This window comes from Streptococcus thermophilus (assembly GCF_010120595.1).
Classification (GTDB): domain Bacteria; phylum Bacillota; class Bacilli; order Lactobacillales; family Streptococcaceae; genus Streptococcus; species Streptococcus thermophilus.
The window spans coordinates 1654620-1675631 of sequence record NZ_CP038020.1 but is presented as its reverse complement, the minus strand read 5'-3'; the positions used below and the strand labels follow the sequence as shown (position 1 = coordinate 1675631).

Annotated in this window: 17 protein-coding genes and 3 pseudogenes; 17 read left to right on the top strand and 3 right to left on the bottom strand. The window is 40.0% G+C overall.

Annotation, left to right across the window (positions count from 1 at the left end):
• Nucleotides 1-53 precede the first annotated feature (53 nt).
• Together E3C75_RS08865 and E3C75_RS12150 are read left to right on the top strand one after the other, a co-directional pair.
• Nucleotides 54-1487, top strand: a complete 1434-nt coding sequence (locus E3C75_RS08865) for an NADP-dependent glyceraldehyde-3-phosphate dehydrogenase (RefSeq protein WP_111679632.1) — start codon at nucleotides 54-56, stop codon at nucleotides 1485-1487.
• Nucleotides 1488-1565: 78 nt separating this feature from the next.
• Nucleotides 1566-1717 (top strand): annotated as a pseudogene (locus tag E3C75_RS12150) (ATP-grasp domain-containing protein); the annotation flags it as partial.
• 57 nt (nucleotides 1718-1774) lie between these two features.
• On the opposite strand, the gene E3C75_RS08855 reads toward E3C75_RS12150, so the two are convergent.
• Nucleotides 1775-2857, bottom strand: coding sequence for a DEAD/DEAH box helicase (locus tag E3C75_RS08855; protein WP_111679631.1), 1083 nt, complete (start codon nucleotides 2855-2857; stop codon nucleotides 1775-1777).
• 97 nt (nucleotides 2858-2954) lie between these two features.
• Between E3C75_RS08855 and udk the strand changes: the two genes are divergently transcribed.
• From udk to mprF, 5 genes and pseudogenes are all read left to right on the top strand, one after another.
• Nucleotides 2955-3590, top strand: a complete 636-nt coding sequence (gene udk, locus E3C75_RS08850) for a uridine kinase (RefSeq protein ID WP_111679630.1) — start codon at nucleotides 2955-2957, stop codon at nucleotides 3588-3590.
• Between the two features lie 36 nt (nucleotides 3591-3626).
• The gene (locus E3C75_RS08845; RefSeq protein ID WP_084826024.1) at nucleotides 3627-5546 is read left to right on the top strand and encodes an ABC-F family ATP-binding cassette domain-containing protein; all 1920 of its coding nucleotides are present in this window, start codon (nucleotides 3627-3629) and stop codon (nucleotides 5544-5546) included.
• An 89-nt stretch (nucleotides 5547-5635) separates the two neighbouring features.
• Nucleotides 5636-5884, top strand: a pseudogene (locus tag E3C75_RS11775) (YiaA/YiaB family inner membrane protein).
• A 187-nt stretch (nucleotides 5885-6071) separates the two neighbouring features.
• Complete coding sequence (locus E3C75_RS08840) at nucleotides 6072-6791, top strand: alpha/beta fold hydrolase (protein ID WP_084826023.1); 720 nt, start codon at nucleotides 6072-6074, stop codon at nucleotides 6789-6791.
• Nucleotides 6788-9343, top strand: a complete 2556-nt coding sequence (mprF, locus tag E3C75_RS08835) for a bifunctional lysylphosphatidylglycerol flippase/synthetase MprF (protein ID WP_084828898.1) — start codon at nucleotides 6788-6790, stop codon at nucleotides 9341-9343. The genes E3C75_RS08840 and mprF overlap by 4 nt, the downstream gene beginning before the upstream one ends.
• Nucleotides 9344-9393: 50 nt before the next feature.
• Here mprF and gatD read toward each other — a convergent pair whose 3' ends face one another.
• Both gatD and murT read right to left on the bottom strand, forming a co-directional pair.
• Nucleotides 9394-10182 carry a lipid II isoglutaminyl synthase subunit GatD gene (gene gatD, locus E3C75_RS08830; protein ID WP_111679629.1) on the bottom strand — a complete coding sequence of 263 codons (789 nt, stop codon included), beginning with the start codon at nucleotides 10180-10182 and terminating at the stop codon, nucleotides 9394-9396.
• Nucleotides 10182-11525 carry a lipid II isoglutaminyl synthase subunit MurT gene (gene murT, locus E3C75_RS08825; protein ID WP_064355965.1) on the bottom strand — a complete coding sequence of 448 codons (1344 nt, stop codon included), beginning with the start codon at nucleotides 11523-11525 and terminating at the stop codon, nucleotides 10182-10184. The genes gatD and murT overlap by 1 nt, the downstream gene beginning before the upstream one ends.
• Nucleotides 11526-11626: 101 nt before the next feature.
• Here murT and cdaA point away from each other — a divergent pair, with 101 nt between their 5' ends.
• The 10 genes and pseudogenes from cdaA to E3C75_RS08775 all read left to right on the top strand — a co-directional run bounded on the left by cdaA (nucleotide 11627) and on the right by E3C75_RS08775 (nucleotide 20713).
• The gene (gene cdaA, locus E3C75_RS08820) at nucleotides 11627-12478 is read left to right on the top strand and encodes a diadenylate cyclase CdaA (protein WP_084825642.1); all 852 of its coding nucleotides are present in this window, start codon (nucleotides 11627-11629) and stop codon (nucleotides 12476-12478) included.
• Entirely contained in the window at nucleotides 12475-13440 is a 966-nt protein-coding gene (locus E3C75_RS08815) for a CdaR family protein (protein WP_084828896.1), read from the top strand. Before cdaA ends, E3C75_RS08815 begins: the two co-directional genes overlap by 4 nt.
• A gap of 223 nt (nucleotides 13441-13663) precedes the next feature.
• Complete coding sequence (glmM, locus tag E3C75_RS08810) at nucleotides 13664-15016, top strand: phosphoglucosamine mutase (RefSeq protein ID WP_084828895.1); 1353 nt, start codon at nucleotides 13664-13666, stop codon at nucleotides 15014-15016.
• Between the two features lie 2 nt (nucleotides 15017-15018).
• On the top strand, nucleotides 15019-15459 hold the full coding sequence (locus E3C75_RS08805; protein WP_002951076.1) for a GtrA family protein: 441 nt from the start codon (nucleotides 15019-15021) through the stop codon (nucleotides 15457-15459).
• Nucleotides 15460-15556: 97 nt separating this feature from the next.
• Nucleotides 15557-16243, top strand: coding sequence for a tRNA (adenine(22)-N(1))-methyltransferase (locus E3C75_RS08800; RefSeq protein WP_084828894.1), 687 nt, complete (start codon nucleotides 15557-15559; stop codon nucleotides 16241-16243).
• Nucleotides 16233-17021 (top strand): Nif3-like dinuclear metal center hexameric protein, encoded by a 789-nt coding sequence (locus E3C75_RS08795; RefSeq protein WP_011226154.1) that lies wholly within the window; start codon nucleotides 16233-16235, stop codon nucleotides 17019-17021. The genes E3C75_RS08800 and E3C75_RS08795 overlap by 11 nt, the downstream gene beginning before the upstream one ends.
• Nucleotides 17022-17033: 12 nt before the next feature.
• A pseudogene (locus E3C75_RS08790) lies at nucleotides 17034-17862 on the top strand (ZIP family metal transporter).
• A 66-nt stretch (nucleotides 17863-17928) separates the two neighbouring features.
• Nucleotides 17929-19020 carry an NAD(P)/FAD-dependent oxidoreductase gene (locus tag E3C75_RS08785; protein ID WP_100273315.1) on the top strand — a complete coding sequence of 364 codons (1092 nt, stop codon included), beginning with the start codon at nucleotides 17929-17931 and terminating at the stop codon, nucleotides 19018-19020.
• A gap of 230 nt (nucleotides 19021-19250) precedes the next feature.
• Complete coding sequence (gene rfbA, locus E3C75_RS08780; RefSeq protein ID WP_084828892.1) at nucleotides 19251-20120, top strand: glucose-1-phosphate thymidylyltransferase RfbA; 870 nt, start codon at nucleotides 19251-19253, stop codon at nucleotides 20118-20120.
• The gene (locus tag E3C75_RS08775; RefSeq protein WP_084828891.1) at nucleotides 20120-20713 is read left to right on the top strand and encodes a dTDP-4-dehydrorhamnose 3,5-epimerase family protein; all 594 of its coding nucleotides are present in this window, start codon (nucleotides 20120-20122) and stop codon (nucleotides 20711-20713) included. The genes rfbA and E3C75_RS08775 overlap by 1 nt, the downstream gene beginning before the upstream one ends.
• The last annotated feature ends 299 nt before the right edge of the window (nucleotides 20714-21012 follow it).

The window sequence follows — 21012 nt, the reverse complement described above, 5'->3', positions numbered from 1 at the left end:
TTGCTAAAAAAGTGATAAAATAGATTTTATAATAGATAAAAGGAGTTACTATCTTGGCTAAACAATACAAAAACTATGTCAATGGTGAGTGGAAAACATCTGAAAATTCAATTACTATTTACGCACCTGCAAACGGTGAGGAACTTGGGTCAGTTCCAGCTATGAGCCAAGCTGAAGTAGATGAAGTCTACGCAGCAGCTAAAGCAGCACTCCCAGCATGGCGTGCACTTTCATATGCTGAACGTGCAGCTTATCTTCATAAAGCAGCTGATATCTTGGAACGTGATGCAGAAAAAATCGGACAAGTTCTTTCTAAAGAAATTTCAAAAGGTTTGAAATCTGCAATTGGTGAAGTTGTTCGTACTGCTGAAATTATCCACTATGCTGCTGAAGAAGGTTTGCGTTTGGAAGGTGAAGTACTCGAAGGTGGTGCTTTTGATGCTGGTAGCAAGAAAAAAATTGCTGTTGTTCGTCGGGAACCAGTAGGTCTTGTCCTTGCTATCTCACCATTTAACTACCCAGTAAACTTGGCTGGTTCTAAAATTGCTCCTGCCTTGATCGCTGGTGACGTTGTTGCCTTCAAACCACCAACACAAGGTTCTATCTCAGGTCTTCTTTTGGTAGAAGCGTTTGTTGAAGCTGGTATCCCTGCTGGTGTCTTGAACTCTATCACAGGACGTGGTTCAGTTATTGGTGACTACATCGTTGAACACAAAGCAGTTGACTTTATCAACTTTACAGGTTCGACTCCAGTTGGTGAAAATATCGGTCGTTTGGCAGCAATGCGTCCAGTAATGCTTGAACTTGGTGGTAAAGATGCTGCTATCGTTCTTGAAGATGCTGATCTTGACTTGACTGCTAAAAACATTGTGGCTGGTGCCTTTGACTATTCAGGACAACGTTGTACGGCTATCAAACGTGTTCTTGTAATGGATAGTGTTGCAGATGAATTGGTAGAAAAAGTAACAGCTTTGGTCGGTAATATTACTGTTGGTATGCCTGAAGAAAGTGCAAGTGTTACACCACTTATCGATACGAAATCTGCTGATTTTGTTCAAGGTTTAATTGATGACGCAGTTGAGCAAGGTGCTACTGCTAAAACTGAATTGAAACGTGAAGGAAACCTTATCTACCCAGCTGTCTTTGACCATGTAACTACTGACATGCGTCTTGCTTGGGAAGAGCCATTTGGTCCAGTGTTGCCATTCATCCGTGTATCTTCAGTTGAAGAAGCAATCAAGATTTCTAACGAATCTGAATTTGGACTTCAAGGTGCTGTCTTCACACAAGACTACCCACGTGCATTTGCAATTGCTGAGCAACTTGAAGTTGGTACAGTTCACATCAACAACAAAACACAACGTGGTACAGATAACTTCCCATTCCTTGGTGTTAAAGGATCTGGTGCCGGAACTCAGGGTGTGAAGTACTCTATCGAAGCTATGACTCGTGTGAAATCAACAGTATTTGATATTTCAGACTACTAAGTGTTAAGCCAGTCAATAATTATAAAAAGTAAAGAGGGCCTTAGTTATAAGGCTCTTTTTCTGTAAGAATCTGGTATAGAGGAAGAACTTTTCGACAAGTATCGTAACAACTCAAAGATAAGAAAATCATGCCAGCTGCCTTTGCAGAGTTGCAAGGTGACTTCCTCTATATGTTGACAACACCAAGTCGTGAGGAAATGGAACAAATGATTGAGAACTTTGGTAAAAAGCTTAATTTGTATATGTTAAAAGCACTTCAGTTAATTCTGAAGTGCTTTTGTCATATTTTATTTTTCGTTAATTTCTTGATTTTTAAGAACTATTTCTGAAACTTTAGCGAATTTTTTAAGCTTTTTGAGATCTTCTGGATGTGATACCAAGCTAATCACCCTACCTTCATTTCCCATACGGCCAGTACGTCCTGAACGGTGAGTGTAGGCTTCACGGTCTCGAGGAATATCAAAGTTGATGACTACTTCAAGGTTTTCAATATCAATACCTCGTGCTAAGAGATCAGTCCCTAATAAGAGTGAGATCTCGTGATTTTTAAATTTTTCTAGAATAACCTTACGGAATTTGACGTTAATGTCACTAGCTAGGGATACAGCTGAAGCTCCGTTAAATTGGAGACGTTCTTCAGTAGCACCAAGATCAGAAAGGCTATTGAAAAAGACAAGACCACGGAAATTAGGGATATTGGAGAACTTACGAAGAAGTTCGACACGATTACGTTTATCAACGCTGATGTAATAATGTTTGATGGTGTCTAGTTCCTGATTAGATAGGTCATAAACGATAGTATTTTCGAAAAAATCTTGACTATCAATTTTGTTGGTTGCTGAAATGTAAATCATTTGGTGGTTACGAGGGATATGGTGGCTGATTTTTGTTACGAAGTGATATTGGCTATCACTGAGAAGATCGTCAAATTCATCGAGAACAATGGTATTGACGTTCATCATTTTGATTTTTTTGAGTTTAATCAACTCAAAGACACGACCTGGAGTTCCAATAAGAATCTCTGGTCCTTTTTTCAGACGTTCAATTTGGCGTTTTTGACTAGAGCCAGAAAGGAAGAGTTGGGCAGTGATTCCTAGAGGTTCAGCCCATTGTTTGGTTACATCAAAAATTTGTCCAGCAAGTTCAGAGTTAGGTGCTAGGATAAGCAGTTGCTGAGCTTTTTTGGGCTTAAGAGAGAGAAGAAGTGGGAAAAGGTAGGCTAGGGTCTTACCTGTCCCAGTTGGACTGATACCTAAGATATTCTCCCCTTCAGTAATTGGTGTAAATAGTTCTTTTTGAATGGCAGTTTCTGTCGTGATTCCTTTTTCTTTAAGGAGGTTTTGCCATTGTTCAGGAAAGTTTTTAAACATAAATATAAAAGTCTCATTTTCTATATGGATTTGCTTTTATTATATCATGATTTAGTGTAGAATAGATACGAAAGACTATATTAGATAGGAATTTACCATGCCTAAAAAACCGATTATTATTGGGGTTACGGGTGGCTCTGGCGGTGGTAAGACCAGTGTTTCTCGTGCCATTCTATCCAATTTTCCAGATGAGAAAATTGCCATGATTGAGCATGATTCTTATTATAAGGATCAGTCACATTTGACTTTCGAAGAGCGTGTATCAACTAACTATGACCATCCTTTTGCCTTTGATACAGATCTTATGATTGAGCATATCAATGAGCTGATTGCTGGGCGTCCAGTAGATATTCCGATTTATGATTACACGCAACACACTCGTAGTAACAAGACCTATCGTCAGGAACCTCAGGATGTTTTTATCGTTGAAGGGATTTTGGTACTTGAAGATAAACGTTTGCGTGATTTGATGGATATCAAGCTCTTTGTAGATACTGATGATGACATCCGTATTATCCGCCGTATTAAGCGTGATATGGAAGAACGTGGTCGTAGCCTAGATAATATTATCGATCAGTATAACAGTGTGGTCAAACCTATGTATCATCAGTTTATTGAGCCAACCAAACGCTATGCGGATGTGGTGATTCCTGAAGGTGTTTCAAATACTGTTGCTATAGATTTGATTAATACTAAGGTAGCTAGCATTTTAGAAGAAAGTAAGAAAGCCTAAGCAGGAGCTTGGCTTTTTTGGTATAATTAAAGCGTTATGATTATTTTACAAGGAAATAAAATTGAGCGCTCTTTCTCAGGAGATGTGCTCTTTGATAATATTAATATTCAGGTGGATGAACGTGATCGTATTGCTTTGGTTGGGCGCAACGGTGCTGGAAAATCAACCTTGTTGAAAATTTTGATTGGAGAGGAAGCACCGACAAGTGGTGAAATCAACACAAAACGTGATTTGAACCTTTCTTACTTAGCTCAGGACAGTCGTTTTGAGTCTAGTAATACCATCTATGAGGAAATGTTGAATGTCTTTTCAGACCTACGTGCAGATGAAAAACGTCTGCGTGACATGGAAATGAAGATGGCTGAGTTAACTGGGGAAGACTTGAATAAGCTAATGATAGACTATGATAGACTTTCCGAGGATTTCAGACAGCGCGGTGGTTTTACCTATGAATCTGACATCAGAGCTATTCTCAATGGTTTTAAGTTTGATGAAAGCATGTGGGGGATGCCTATTTCAGATCTCTCTGGTGGCCAAAATACCCGTTTGGCCTTGGCTAAAATGCTTCTAGAGAAGCCTGAGCTTTTGGTACTGGACGAACCGACCAACCACTTGGATATTGAGACTATCACTTGGTTGGAGAATTACTTAGTCAATTATCAGGGAGCTCTAATCATTGTCAGTCACGACCGTTATTTCTTGGATAAGGTGGCGACAGTAACCCTAGATTTGACCAAACATAGTTTAGATCGTTATATCGGGAACTATTCAAAATTCATGGACTTAAAAGCTGAGAAGTTGGCCACCGAAGCCAAGAATTTCGAAAAGCAACAAAAGGAAATTGCTAAGCTGGAGGACTTTGTTAATCGTAATATTGTTCGTGCCTCTACAACCAAACGTGCTCAGGCCCGTCGCAAACAGCTGGAGAAAATTGAACGCCTAGATAAGCCAACAGAAGGCCAGAAGTCTGCTAATATGACTTTTCATGTGGACAAGGTATCTGGGAATGTGGTCTTGACAGTTAGGAATGCTGCTATTGGTTACGATAATGAGATTCTCTCGGAGCCTATTTCTCTGGATGTTAAAAAAATGGATGCTATCGCCATTGTGGGTCCAAATGGAATCGGGAAAACGACCTTTATTAAGTCGGTAGTAGGTAAATTGCCATTTATCAAGGGATCATCAACCTACGGTGCGAATGTTGAAGTGGGTTATTATGACCAAACACAATCAGCCTTGACACCATCAAACACTGTACTTGATGAGTTGTGGAATGATTTTCCGACAACTCCTGAAGTTAAGATTCGTAACCGTCTGGGAGCTTTTCTCTTCTCAGGTGATGATGTCAAAAAGTCAGTTTCCATGCTTTCTGGTGGTGAGAAAGCTCGTCTGCTCCTAGCCAAATTGTCAATGGAAAATAATAACTTTCTAATCCTGGATGAGCCAACCAACCACTTGGATATTGATAGTAAGGAAGTATTGGAAAATGCTCTTATTGACTTTGATGGAACACTTCTCTTTGTCAGCCACGATCGTTACTTTATCAACCGTGTGGCAACAAAAGTGATGGAAATCTCTGAGGATGGAGCAACTATTTATCTTGGAGATTACGATTACTATCTTGAAAAGAAGGCGGAGCTTGAAGAATTAGCACGACTTGAAGCGGAAGAAAATCAAGGTCCAGAGGAGACCCAAGTAGCTTCAGCGGGTGCTAGTGATTATCAAGCTCAAAAAGCTAGTCAAAAAGAGATCCGTAAACTGAGCCGACGTATTGAGCAAATCGAAAATGAATTAGAAACCGTCGAAGAACGCTTGGGAAAAATCTCTATTGCCATGCTTGAAACCAATGATGTGGTGGAATTGTCTGACTTGCAGAAAGAACTAGACGACTTATCAGTCAATCAAGAGGCTCTGATGGAAGAGTGGAGTGATCTTTCGGAACAGTTGGAAAGTTAAACAAACATGGAAACCTTTTCGTATTTCAATTTGTACAAGTATTTTATTGTTGTCATACTAGTCTTAGTATATAAAAGGAGACTAGATTTATGAACAAAGTGTATCGTAATACGAGATCTTTCAAGATGATGACACGGGGATCATTTGCCCTCTTTGTAATCTCGATGTTGGTAAGCCTCTATACTATTAAAGAGTAAAGAGCCGTTGATGGTTAAGAGGTACTATCTTATGGGATGTGTTGGTTTGATTTTATCTTCATTTATGGTATCTAAGCTTGTCCGTGATAACCAAAAGATGAGGAAAACTATAACAAACTCATTGCCCCAAAAACTTATTAATAATAGGAGAAGTCTGAAAAGGCTTTTTCTTTTTTGCAGAAAATGTACTAATATTCTGAGTTTTGCTAAATAGAAGTGTTATAATGGAATGAGAGGGTCTGAGCACTTTGTTTTATGGTATCGGACCCAATGCCTTATAAGACTAATCATCGTATAAGAATACGTTAGTGAAAAGGTAGGTAATATTATGGAATTTAAAGTGAAAGATGGTCAAATCATCTATTATCGTGACCTCGGTAAAGGATTTCCAATTGTCTTCTTGCATGGCAATAATTCATCAGGAAACTACTTTGGTAAGCAAGGAATTCTATATCGAGACTATCGTTTAATTTTCATTGATAGTCGTAATCAGGGCAGATCCAGTCGTCAGAGTGCTAAGATGACCTTTGAACAGATGGCTGCCGATTTGGAGGAGATTTTGCAATTTTTAAATATCAAAAAGGCTCTGTTTGTTGGTCACAGTGATGGGGCTAATCTAGCTATGGTTTATGCCAGTCGCTTTCCTGACCGGATTGCAGGGCTCTTGCTTAATGCGGGGAATATGACTTTTAAAGGATTGACCAGACGTTCAAGATGTCTGGTTTATATAAAGTATTATTGCCTAAAAGCCTTATCACCATTTTCATCTAAAATGGACATCTTGGCTCAGGTAACGGAGCTCATGCTACATGATTTGCCGCTGGATAGGGAACAACTACATCAGGCATCCTATCCTGTTTGGGTAGTTATGGGACAAAGAGATGTCATTAGTATTAGTCATTCAAGGGAGATTTCGGACCTCTTTCCAATTCATAAGCTCTATGTCGAGCGTCGACAAGGACACCGTTTAGCCCAACAAAAATACAAGGTTTTTAATCAAATGATCCGTGAGTTAGTTAGAATTAGTCAAAAAGAGGTGGTGGCATGAAGCGACTTATAGAGAGACTTCAACCTTTAAAAACTGCCGTTAAATCTGTCTTCTTTATTTCTATTGCGGTTCTTGTTGTTGTAGAGTTGATTCGTTTAAAACGAACGATCACTTTAGAATCGCTGGAGTCAGCTTTATCAGGTCTGTCAATTTGGCATCTTGCTTTGATGGTAGTGATAGGCTTAGTTGCTGTGTTACCCATGCTCTTTTATGACCTTATTTTGAATAAGGAGCTAGAGACGGATTATTCCAAATCCTATATACTAGAAACGAGTTGGGCTGTCAATACCATTAATAACTTGGCTGGTTTTGCCGGTTTAGTTGACGTGGGATTGAGGTATTCCTTTTATTCTGAAGATGGGCATGAAAAGTCTGGTGTTAAGGCACTATCACGTTTATTGCCTTACTTCATGTCGGGCTTGTCGCTCCTAAGTGGCTTGGTGTTTGCCACCTTTTGGTTTTTCCCTCTAAGTCCTGACTTGAGAAAATATTGGTTACTTTTACTAGGAATCTTTTTATACCTACCTTTTATTTTCTTTGTCTCAAGTTGCGAAAAATTGCCTTATTTTGGGCAAGTCCCTTTGAAAACGAGACTAAGCCTTATTTTAGTATCGACTGCTGAATGGGGCACAGCTCTTGTGAGTTTTCTGAGTGTGGCTTATTTAATGGGTCTACATGTTCCTCTTTATAATCTGATTCCCCTATATTTTCTAGCGGTTATCATTGGTATCTTTTCCATGATTCCAGGTGGGATTGGTAGTTTTGATTTGATTGTGATTAGTGGTCTGACGTCTATGGGTGTCAGCAATGCTCTTGCGGTCAGTCTACTATTGCTCTTTCGTCTAACCTACTACATCATTCCATTTTTATTAGGTGTTGTCTTCTTTTTCAAACACATGGGAGGTCACATCAATGATAAATACTTCAATATTCCTTCACGAGTATTTGGTGGAAGTTTCCATCTTATCCTTGTTTATTTGTTACGTTTTTTAGGAATCTTCTTGATTTTATCTGCCCTAATCCCAGAAAGCTTGGCAAATGTTTACTTTATTAGCCGTTTCGATCCTATTCAGGAACAGTTGATCTGGCAGTTTCCAAGTATTTTATTTGGAACCCTCTTTGTTTTCATGGCTCGCCTCATCAGGCGACGCGTTAAGGGAGCTTTTATTGTATCCTTGCTTACCTTCGTCTTGACTTTGATTTACGTCAATCTCAATGGTACTTCCTGGACCATGTCTTTCATGATTGTGCTTTCCATGATACTTATGTTACTTATAAGGAAAAGATTGAATCGTCACTACTTTGTTTATAGCTGGGAAGACAAAACCAAGGATTTCCTTTTTTTAGCCTTTACCATTTTGGTTCTCCTTGTTCTGGGTGGTAGTGGTTTTTGGTCTCATTTGTTACCACCTAGGAACCGAGATATTCTTGGACATTTTGTTCATATTTGGTTTGATATTTTACTGGCATCGGTAATCATTGCAACCATTGTTTGGCTTGTACTGAGAGTTTTGGCACCTCGTAAGCATTTTGGTCAAAGCATGGATAATGAGCGTTTTACAGCACTTCTTGAGAAATATGGGGGCGCATCAGAAAGTGCTCTAGCTTATTTACATGATAAACGCCTCTTTTGGTATCGTGTCGATGGACAAGATCAGGTAGTTTTTCAATTTGCACAAATCAGTAACAAGTGTGTGATTATGGGCAATCCTATTGGTAATGAAAAATATTATCGTCCGGCTTGGGAAGCTTTCTTGAAAAACTTATCTGATTGGAATTTACAGGCTTTATTTTATGAGGCGGATGAGAGAGTGACCCTTATGCTTCATGATTATGGCTTTGACTTCATGAAATTTGGAGAAAATGCCATGGTTGATTTGACGACATATTCTATTGATGGTAAGCATGGTAAGAAGTTCCGTAAACCAACCAATCGTGTGGAAAAAGCAGGCTTCCAGTTTAAATTACTTAATCCTCCATTTTCGGAGACTCAGATGCAGGAAATGAAGGCAGTCTCAGATATATGGCTTAACGGTCGTAAGGAGAAAGGTTTCTCTCTTGGTTTCTTTGATGAAGCCTATTTACAACAAGCACCGATTGCTATCGTTGAGAGTAAAGAAGGAGAAATTGTGGCCTTCGCTAATATCATGCCAACCCAAAATAAACGGGTGGCAACCATTGATCTTATGCGTTATGACTTTAAAAAGGCTCCTGAAGGCGTCATGGACTACCTTTTTGTCAAACTCTTCCAATACTTCAAAGCAGAAGGCAAGCAATACTTTGATATGGGGATGGCTCCCCTAGCTAACGTAGGTACTGAAGAAGATAGTTTCATGGAGGAAAAGGTTGCCAATTTAGTTTATGTTTTTGCTCAGCGTTTTTACTCTTTTAGTGGATTGCAACGTTACAAAGAAAAATTCTCTCCAATTTGGTCTCCAAAATACATTGTCTATCCAAAAAGAACCTGGCTTTTGTTTGATATGATTGCTATTTTCAGGATTGATAATCGTAAAATTGAAGATAAAATGAAGAAAAGACGTCTTTGGAAGTAAATACGACAAAAAAAGTGACCCTCCAGGGTTCACTTTTTTGTTTAAAAGAATTATTTCTCGAATTCAGCTTTTGATTTAGTATCTGCATACTCTTCAGCTATCTCGCTTGAGAGTATGTCATCATAACTTGGTAATTGAATATCCTGACCATATTTGTTACGAAGGGCAGTTGTTACTAAGCGGTAAGCAAGGTTAGCATTACGAGAAAGAATCGGACCATGGAAGTAGCCACCATAAACGTTTTTATAGTGGACACCTTCAGTACCATCTTCCTTGTTATTACCATTACCGTAGACCACTTTACCAAGTGGTTTTTGATCATCGGAAAGGAAGGTGCGACCTTGGTGATTTTCAAAACCATAATAGGTTTCATTGAATTCTTCGTTATGAATCTTGATGTCACCGATGTAGCGGTTATTTTCCTGATTAAGGGTATAGTGGCCCATAACACCGATACCATCAATGCGGACACCGTTGGCTTGGATGTAATATTGTCCGAGAAGTTGGAAACCACCACAAATCGCTAAGATGACTTTGTTATCTTGAATGTATTGATCAATAGCGTCACGTTTTGACGGGAGATCTTTGGCAACGATGGATTGTTCGTAGTCTTGACCACCTCCAAAGAAGACTATGTCGTAGAGCTCCTTGTCGAAGTCGTCGCCAACTGAAACGATATCGAAGGTCATCTTAGCACCAAGCTTTTCCCCCACGTATTTCATCATAAGGACATTGCCATTGTCACCATAAGTATTGAGAAGATTACCGTAAAGGTGGGCAACATTTAGGATATAGGTGTAGTCACGATTTTCTGGCGATTTGAGAGAAGTATAAGTCATTAGTTCATCCCCTTTCCGACAGCATGACGTTGGGCCAGAATATCACGGAATTCAAGCATGGCAGTATAGGTCGCTAAGATATAGGCGTGGTCGCAGTCTTGCTTTTCAATTAGGGTCATAATATCTTCGAGTTTTTCTGCTTGTGTAATTTTGTCCTCTGGATAGCCAGTTACACGCAGACGACGGGCAATTTCAGAGTGACGGACACCACCAGCATTAATTTCAGGAATATCCATATCGAGAATGCTTTCAAAGTTGGCATCCCAAATCCAGCTGGTGTCAATACTATCAGCATAGTTGGCATTAAGAAGGACTGACAAGCTAAATGGATAGTCTGCAAGTTTAATCATATCCAGAGCTTGGCTAGCTCCAACTGGATTCTTAATCAGTACGAGAGTACATGATTTATCACCAATTTTAAAGGTTTCTTGGCGTCCAAAGACAGCACGACTCTTATCAAAACCAGCTTTGATTTGCTCTGGCACAACGCCGAAGAATTCAGCGACAGAAACGGCAGCAAGGGCATTATAGATGTTGTAGAGCCCCCCAACGTTAATCTTGTAATCTTGACCGTCAATGATAAATTCAGAAGTGGTGTTGGTGATTTTTGTCAGCTGCGTTAGCTTATAATCTAATTCTGGACGGTGGAAGTCACAGTTAAGGCACACATAGTCACCCAAGTTAGCGTAAGTATTAAGGTGATACTGAAGAATGCTCTCGCACTTAGGACACACAATTCCTTCAGTATTATAGTGTGTAAGCTCTGGCGCATGTTTTTCAGTGTCAAAACCGTAGAAACGTACGGGATTGACTAGCTCTTTAGAATTAAAAAGAGGACTGTCCCCGTTAGCCAAAATAGTTGCCGCTGGCGCCTTAGCAGCACCATCTAAAATCATCTGATAAGTGGTGTAAATTTCACCGTAACGGTCCATTTGGTCACGGAAAATATTTGTGAAGACAAAAAGACTTGGAGTGATATACTCAGTGATTTTTGGAAGGCTAGCTTCATCAATCTCTAAGACAGCGATTTTCTTACCAGATTTAGCTCTTTTAGCAGTTAGAAAGGTGGAAGTAATCCCAGTGATCATGTTGGCTCCACTAGGATTAGTTACAATTTCACCGTAAGCTTCTTTTAGAATACCGACTGTCAAAGCGGTTGTCAGAGTCTTACCGTTGGTACCAGTGACAACGACGATTTCATAATCTTTAGCTAGTGTGTCTAAAATATCTTTATCAAATTTAAGGGCGATTTTTCCTGGGAGGGTTGAGCCACGTCCCAATTTTGAGAGAACAAAGTGACTAGCTTTACCTGCCAAGATACCCATAGTAGTTTTTATAGTCATGGTTTTATTTTATCATAAAAAGTAGTGATTGTAGCCTCAAAATAGTTTGAATTCATGGTATAATAGAAACTGTTAAAAAATTAAAAGAAAGTGTGATAAGTATGGGATTACTTTCGTCCATTGACGTTGATTTTTGGCGGTCACTTTTTGATAGTCCGCTGAGGGTTCTTGTCAATAGTTTGGACATATTGATTGTTGCTTTTGTAATTTATCGGTTTATTAGGGCTCTGAGAGGAACAAAAATCATGACCCTAGTCCAAGGGGTAGTCTTATTTATTTTTGTAAAGATTATCTCTGATTTTATTGGATTCACGACGATTTCTTATTTGATGAATCAAGTCATCAATTATGGTGCTATTGCAGCGGTCGTTATTTTTGCGCCAGAGCTTCGTTCGGCACTTGAGACATTTGGACGGACACCTCAGCATTTTTTGCAAAATAAAGAGGTCAGTTCAGATGAGAAATTGGTTCAGGCCTTTGTCAAGGCCGTCAAGTATATGAGCCCACGTAAGATTGGAGCCTTGGTGTCTATTGAACAAACTCAGACTTTACAAGAACAGATTGCGACAGGGATTCCGCTAGATGCAGTGGTGACTGGGGAACTTCTAATAAATATCTTCATACCAAATACGCCGCTTCATGATGGTGCAGTAATTATAAGAGATAATAAGGTTACAACAGCTTGTTCTTATCTGCCATTATCAGAGTCTAATAAGATTTCCAAAGAATTTGGGACAAGACACAGGGCTGCTATTGGTCTTTCGGAACAAACAGATGCACTAACCTTTGTTGTCTCTGAGGAAACGGGTGCGATTTCCATTGCGTACAAGGGCAATTTTTTGCACGGCCTCTCAGTTCAAGAATTTGAACATGAGTTAAGTCTTATCTTGTTGAAAGAGCAGGAACCACGTCAGTTATTCTTTCAACGTTGGATTGGAGGTGGTGAAAAATGAAGCGTCTAGTAAGATTTTTCACAAATGATCGCTTGTGGCAGATGGTAGTTGCCCTCTTCCTTGCTGTCACACTCTTTTTCACAGCATGGTCGGGGAATACGCAAAATAAAAATAATAGCTCAATTGCATCCAATACTTTCACGCAAACCGTTGAGTCGGTACCTGTGGATATCAAATACGATAGTGATAAGTACTTTGTCAGTGGCTATTCCTATGATGCTGAGGTCTATCTAACAGCGACGACACAATTAGCCTTGACAACTGAAACAACAAGTGACACACGTCATTTTAAGTTGGTTGCAGATTTATCAAATTTTGGCCCAGGGACAAGTCATGTTCCTATTCAGGTTAAGAATTTACCGGATGGAATGTCTGCCCAAGTATCACCATCGACCTTGACAGCAACCATAGGTAAAAAAGCTAGTAAGACATTTGATGTAGTTGCAAATATCACACCGGATAAGTTGGCTAATGGCTATGAAGTGAAAAAGGTTAGCTTGGATGAAACCAAGGTAGAGGTGACCTCAAGTGAGGATATCATCAATCAAATTGATCACGTTCAAGCAGTCTTGGAAGGCGATGACAACTTGTCTGATGATTATGATGGTAACTTGGTTCTTCAAGCAGTTTCGTCTAATGGAACGATTTTAGCTAGTTCAATTTCCCCAGCTAAGGTTCATGCCAAGATTAGTTTGAGAAAATTGAGTAAATCAGTTCCAGTTAAGATAGAGTTGACTGGCGATAAGGCTAGCAATGTGTCTAGTATCAGTTATAGTTTTGATCGTGGTCATGTGACCATTGTTGGTAGTCAAGAAGACATGGATAAAATTGATAGCATCACAGTCCCTGTAGACATTAGCCAAGTAACTAAAGATACATCGAAAACCTTAGAGCTAAAAGCAGAAGGTGTCACAGTGCAGCCAAGTACTTTGAAGGTTAACTTGAAAGTCACGCAAAAGTGAGGGAGTTACATTTTCATCAAATTGAGATATAATAGATTGGGTTGAGAGGAATAGTCTCATAATAATGTAACCAATTAATAATATTTTAAAACAAGGGTTGAACATATTGGTGCAATCTTATACAGCTAGATTATCTAGATAGGTTCACTAGATTAGATTGACTCTTGCTAAATGGCATCAAAGTTTAAGGAGGATTTAGTGCACAGGCACTAATAGTAAATTTATGGGTAAATATTTTGGAACAGACGGTGTTCGTGGAGAGGCAAACGTTGAGCTTACGCCTGAATTGGCTTTTAAATTAGGTCGTTTTGGTGGTTATGTGCTTAGTCAACATGAAACTGGCCGTCCTAAAGTTTTTGTGGCTCGTGATACACGTATTTCTGGTGAGATGTTAGAATCTGCTTTGGTAGCGGGACTTCTCTCAGTAGGTATCGAAGTCTATAAACTTGGGGTACTTGCGACACCAGGTGTATCATACTTGGTACGTACAGAAAATGCTAGTGCTGGTGTAATGATTTCAGCTAGTCACAATCCAGCACTTGATAATGGAATCAAGTTCTTTGGTGGAGATGGCTTTAAATTAGATGATGCACGTGAAGCGGAAATTGAAGCTCTCCTAGATGCCGCAGAAGATACTCTTCCACGCCCATCAGCTGAAGGACTTGGAACGCTTGTCGATTATCCAGAAGGTCTTCGTAAATACGAAAAATTCTTGGTGACTACTGGTCTTGACCTCAGTGGTATGAAGGTTGCCTTGGATGCTGCTAACGGTGCGGCTGCGGTATCTGCTCGTAACATTTTCCTTGACTTGAATGCAGAAATCGCTGTTATTGGTGATCAACCTGATGGCCTTAACATCAATGCTGGTGTAGGTTCTACACGTCCAGAGCAATTGCAGGCCTTAGTTAGAGAATCTGGTTCAGCAATCGGTCTTGCCTTTGATGGTGACAGTGACCGTCTCATTGCCGTTGATGAAAATGGCGATATTGTCGATGGTGACAAGGTGATGTATATCATTGGTAAATACTTGTCTCAAAAAGGTGAGTTAGCTAAAAACACCATTGTTACAACAGTTATGTCAAACCTTGGTTTCCACAAGGCTCTCGACCGTGAAGGTATTAACAAGGCTGTGACTGCTGTTGGTGACCGTTACGTTGTTGAAGAAATGCGTAAAAACGGTTATAATCTTGGTGGCGAACAGTCTGGTCACGTTATTATCATGGATTACAATACAACTGGTGATGGTCAATTAACAGCTATCCAATTGACTAAAGTAATGGTTGAAACAGGTAAGAGCTTGTCTGAATTGGCAGCAGAAGTAACCATTTACCCTCAAAAATTGGTTAATATCCGTGTGGAAAATAGCATGAAAGATAAAGCTATGGACGTTCCTGCAATTGCCGCTATCATTGAAAAAATGGAAGCTGAGATGGCTGGTAATGGACGTATCTTGGTTCGTCCAAGTGGTACAGAGCCTCTCCTTCGTGTTATGGCAGAAGCACCAACAGATGATGAAGTGAACTACTATGTCGATACTATTGCCGATGTTGTTCGTGCAGAAATTGGTTTGGACTAAGTATGCTAGCTAAACTCAGAGGCTTTATGGCTACCGAAGTTTTCAAATATCTCTTCTTTGGGGTTTTGGCAACTTTGGTTTACATGGTTAGTCGTACCTTGATTTTTCAGTTGACCAAACAAGGGACCCTCTCGGCTGTCCTGGCCAATGCGATTGCCATTATCTTTGCCTTTTTTACAAATGACATCTTTGTCTTTAATCAGGAAACGGCAGGTATGGCCACGCGCTTTGTTAAGTTCGTAGGAGCCCGCCTTTTGACCTTGGTCTTGGATTTGGCATTAGCCTATTTCTTGGTAGATACTTATCCAGAGATTATTGGTCAATTTGTTGGCCATAGTCAGGCATGGGTAAATGGTATCGAGAGCCTATTTGCTCAGGTCCTTATCATTGTGTTGAACTACATTATTTCAAAATTCTTCGTCTTTACGGACGAAAAAGTATAAACAAAAAGGAAGTTGTTAGGAAATGTGTTAAAAGCGTTTCTTACCGACCTCCTTTTTTGATATAATTGAAGAGACTTAAAAAATAGAAAGATGAAACATGTACGTACAATTATCTCAACGTCTCAAGGACGTAGCAACCTACGTTCCTAAAGGCGCAAAACTCTTGGATGTAGGAAGTGATCATGCCTATCTTCCAATTTATCTACTTGAAAAGGGCTTGATTACTTCAGCCATTGCTGGCGAAGTGGTAAAGGGTCCTTATGAATCAGCTCTCGCAAATGTCTCAGCTTCTGGTTTCAATGATAAAATCGACGTGCGCTTGGCGAATGGCTTAGCTGCCTTTGAGCCTTATGATGCCGTTACAACTATCACGATTTGTGGTATGGGGGGACGTCTTATTGCGGATATTCTTGATGCTGGAAAGGACAAACTTAAGGACGTAGACCGTCTGATTTTGCAACCAAATAATCGGGAAGATGATCTCCGTATCTGGTTGATGGAAAATGGTTTTACTATTGTTGCAGAAGCCATTATGACTGAAAATGGCAAATATTACGAAATCATAGTGGCAGAAGCTGGTCAAATGAACCTTTCAGAGAGGGAGATTCGCTTTGGCCCTCATCTTATGAAAGAGCAGTCTCAGGTTTTCCAGCTCAAATGGCAACGTGAAATTAATAAATTAGAGATTGCCTTGGGGTCTATTCCCCTTGCCAATCAGGATGACCGTGCAATTCTTGAAGAAAAAATTCAAACCATTAAGGAGGTTTTGGACCATGTTAGCTAGTGATCTTATCAAGTCTTATGAAAGCTTTTGTCCACCGGAACTTTCCATGGAAGGTGATGTGGTTGGCTTACAAATTGGCAGTCTGGATAAGGAGATTCAGAAGGTCATGGTTACTTTGGATGTTCGTGAGAATACAGTAGCTGAAGTCATTGAAAAAGGTGTGGACCTTATCATTGCTAAGCATGCACCTATTTTCCGTCCTGTAAAGGATTTGGTGTCGTCACCGGACCGTGATATTTTGCTTGATCTAGTTAAGCACGACATTGCTGTCTATGTCAGTCATACCAATATTGATGTCGTTGATGAAGGTCTTAATGATTGGTTCTGCGAGTTACTTGACATTAAGGATACCACTTATTTAACAGAGACTGCTGAAAATCAAGGAATCGGTCGAGTGGGTGATATTGTGCCACAGACCATTGAAGATCTTGCTCTTAAAGTCAAGTCTGCTTTTGGTTTAGATAGTGTTCGACTGGTTCGTTATAATCATGACAATCCTCTTGTTAACCGTGTGGCTATTTGCGGTGGTAGTGGTCAAGGATTTTACAAGGATGCTCTGAAAAAGGGAGCACAGGTTTTTATCACGGGAGATATTTATTACCATACGGGTCAAGAGATGATTACTAATGGCCTCTTGGCTATTGACCCCGGTCACCATATCGAAGCCCTCTTTGTCTCAAAGATTGCTGAGAAACTTGAGGTCTGGAAACGTGAGCATAATTGGCATGTGACGATACTTGAAAGTCAGTCGTCAACAAATCCTTTTGATCATTTGTAGGTGGATTTGTTTATGACTTGGTTTTTACATCAAAATGTTGTTTTCTTAGCTTTTCTTGCCGGTCTCTTTACCTGGGGATGTACTATTGTTGGCTCAGCCATAGTTTTCTTCTTCAAGAATATTAGCCGTAAATTGCAAGACATCATGATGGGCTTTGCGGTTGGTGTCATGATTGCAGCCTCTTTTTGGTCCGCTACTGGCTCCTTCTTTGGCTTATGCTAGTCAAAATGGATATGGTAAATTGTCATGGTTTCCCGCAGCAGCTGGATTCTTACTTGGTGGTGTTGCCCTTCGTTTGATTGATGCTGTCGTCCCTCACTTGCATTTGGAAAATGATATTTCAAAAGCGGAAGGAATTCAGCCTCGTAAGAAAAAATTATCAAAAACTGCCCTACTTTTTTTGGCTATTACCATTCATAACTTTCCAGAAGGATTGGCAGTCGGGGTTACCTTTGGTGCCTTGGCAGGTGGTAATATGACACTCGCTGGTCTTATGGGAGCTATTGGTCTGGCTATCGGGATTGGTTTGCAAAATGTTCCTGAAGGTGCAGCCCTTTCTATTCCTATTAGAGCAGATGCTAAATCTCGAATCAAGGCTTTCTATGTGGGTTCTATGTCAGCTATCGTGGAGCCTATCGGAGCTATCATGGGAGCTGCTCTTGTTATGTGGATGATGGCTATTATTCCTTATGCCTTGGCCTTTGCAGCAGGTGCCATGATTTTTGTGGTAACAGAGGAATTGATTCCTGAATCACAGGCAAATGGTAATACTGACATGGCAACTTTGGGACTTATGGTTGGCTTTGTAGTCATGATGGTTATGGATGTGGCCTTGGGATAAATGATTAATGATGAGCTGTTCCTGTATGTATAGGTCTCAGCTCTTTTCAAATAGATGGAGTTAGAGATGAAAATTGCAATTGTTGGAGCAGGTATTGTCGGTTCAACGGCTGCCTATTACTTATCAAAAGAAAAAGACGTAGAGGTTACTGTTTTTGACCATGGTCCTGGACAAGCAACCAAGGCAGCTGCGGGGATTATCAGCCCCTGGTTTTCTAAACGCCGAAATAAAGCTTGGTATCGCATGGCTCGTTTGGGAGCTGATTTTTACCAAGAGTTAACTTCAAATCTTGAAAATGATGGTTATGACACGAGTTTTTATGATCAGTCTGGTGTGGTCCTTCTCAAGAAAGACGATGGTAAATTGGACGGTTTGTATCAGTATGCTGAAACTAGGTTAGAAGAGTCACCTATTATTGGTGAACTCTCTATAAAAAACGCCGATGAACTCCCTAAATTCACTGGATTTGACCATTGTCTCTATGCTTCTGGTGGAGCCAGAGTTGAGGGGGCAGAACTGACAGCTACTTTGATTGAGGCCTCTGGTTTTGAAAAGCTAGAGGGACTAGTTACACTCTCTTCTCTTGATAATGAGACTTATGAGATTAATGCTCAAACTTTTGATAAAGTCATTCTTTCTTGTGGTGCCTGGCTAGGTCAAACGCTTGAACCCCTTGGTTTTGAAGTGGGTGTTCGACCCCAAAAGGGTCAATTACGAGATTATTTCTTTGAGGGTTTAGATACTGGTAAGTTACCTGTTCTGATGCCAGAGGGTGAGTTAGATATCATACCTTTTGCGGGTGGAAAGATCTCGGTAGGGGCCAGTCACGAAAATGATAAAGGCTTTGATTTGACGGTTGATGAAGTTGTTTTAGAAGGTCTGGAGGAGGAGGCTAAGATCTATTTTCCTGACTTAAGTACTGCTAAGTCCTTCTCTGAACGTGTGGGAACTAGAGCATATACCAGTGACTTTTCTCCTTTCTTTGGAGAAGTTCCAGAGCTTAAAAACGTCTTCGTAGCTTCAGGTCTAGGCTCCTCTGGTCTTACAACTGGCCCACTTATTGGAAAAAATCTAGTTGATTTGGTTATGAATCGCTCTGGTAGCTTGGACAGTACTGATTATCCAGTGACTCAGTACGTTAAGAAAAAAGATCAATAGTTGTAAAGCCCCTCAACATATTAAAATTTAAGAAAAGAATGACAATCACTATTTTTAATAGAAATAGTGCAAAAAAGGATTTCATTCGAAATTCTTATTCCATTTGATTAAGAAAATGGACAGCCTTGATTTTCTTAATGAAAGCTTAAGAGGATAGGATTTATCGTGACAAGGAGCCTAAAAAATGCTAAAATAATAGTAATATATTAAGGAAAAAAAGGAGCCTTCCTATGAAAGGTATTATTCTTGCAGGCGGTTCAGGGACACGTTTGTATCCACTGACACGTGCTGCATCCAAACAACTGATGCCGATTTACGATAAACCAATGATTTACTACCCATTGTCAACGCTTATGTTGGCTGGAATCAAGGAAATCCTCATCATTTCAACATCACAGGACCTTCCACGTTTTGAAGAACTCCTTGGTGATGGTTCAGAGTTTGGTATTTCCCTTTCCTACGCTGTACAACCAAGTCCAGATGGCTTGGCTCAAGCCTTTATCATAGGCGAAGACTTCATCGGTGATGACAGTGTTGCTCTTGTACTCGGGGACAACATTTTCCATGGCAATGGTCTTTCTGCAATGCTTCAACGTGCTGAAGCTAAGGAAAAAGGCGCAACAGTCTTTGGCTACCAAGTTAAAGACCCAGAACGTTTTGGTGTTGTTGAGTTTGATGATGATATGAATGCCATCTCAATCGAAGAAAAACCAGAACATCCAAAATCAAACTTTGCTGTAACAGGCCTTTATTTTTATGATAATGATGTCGTGGAAATTGCTAAAAATATCAAACCAAGCCCTCGTGGAGAGCTTGAAATCACTGATGTTAACAAGGCCTACTTAGATCGTGGAGATCTTTCTGTTGAGTTGATGGGGCGTGGCTTTGCTTGGTTGGATACAGGCACTCACGAAAGCCTCCTGCAAGCTGCTCAATACATTGAAACGGTTCAACGTTTGCAAAATGTCCAAGTGGCTAACCTTGAGGAAATTGCCTATCGTATGGGCTACATAACTAAAGAAAAGGTCCTCGAATTGTCACAACCGTTTAAGAAGAATGAATACGGACAATATTTGCTCCGTTTGATTGGAGAAGCATAATGACTGAACAATTTTTTGGAAAAGAACTAGCTGTACGTAAGAGTGAAGCCATTCCAGGCTTGCTTGAATTTGATATTCCAGTACATGGAGACAACCGAGGTTGGTTTAAGGAAAACTTCCAAAAAGAAAAAATGTTGCCACTTGGTTTTCCAGAATCATTCTTTGCAGAAGGAAAATTGCAAAACAACGTTTCTTTTTCACGTAAAAATGTTTTGCGTGGTTTGCACGCTGAGCCTTGGGATAAATACATCTCAGTAGCAGATGAAGGAAAGGTTCTTGGAGCATGGGTTGACCTTCGTGAAGGCGAAACTTTTGGGAATACTTACCAAACAGTTATTGATGCCTCGAAAGGAATCTTTGTTCCTCGTGGTGTTGCTAACGGTTTCCAAGTTTTGTCAGATAAGGTTGCATACAGCTATCTTGTGAACGACTACTGGGCACTTGAACTCAAACCAAAATATGCCTTTGTCAACTACGCAGACCCAAGCCTTGATATCAAGTGGGAAAACTTGGAGGAAGCAGAAGTCTCAGAAGCAGATAAAAATCACCCATTTCTCAAAGACGTCAACCCACTAAAATCAGAAGATTTGTAAAAATATAGCTGTTAAAACAATCAAGAAAATTATTATACAGTTTTAAGCCTTGCTATAAACGAGCGAATCGAGCTATATGCTTAGCTTCCCGCCGTGAGAAAAGCACCTGAACTATTTTGTTTCAGGTGTTCGGAAGTTTTGAGAGTAAAACAGTTTGGGGAACTGTTTTAGCCTGAGCCCGGAAATTAAAGGGCGAAAGGGCTCAAAACTAATTGAACATGGGCTGAGGATCGTGTCAAAAAGATAAGTTCTCCTAGAATCGAAAGATTCAGCGTTAAACTTCCTATTTTGACTTTATC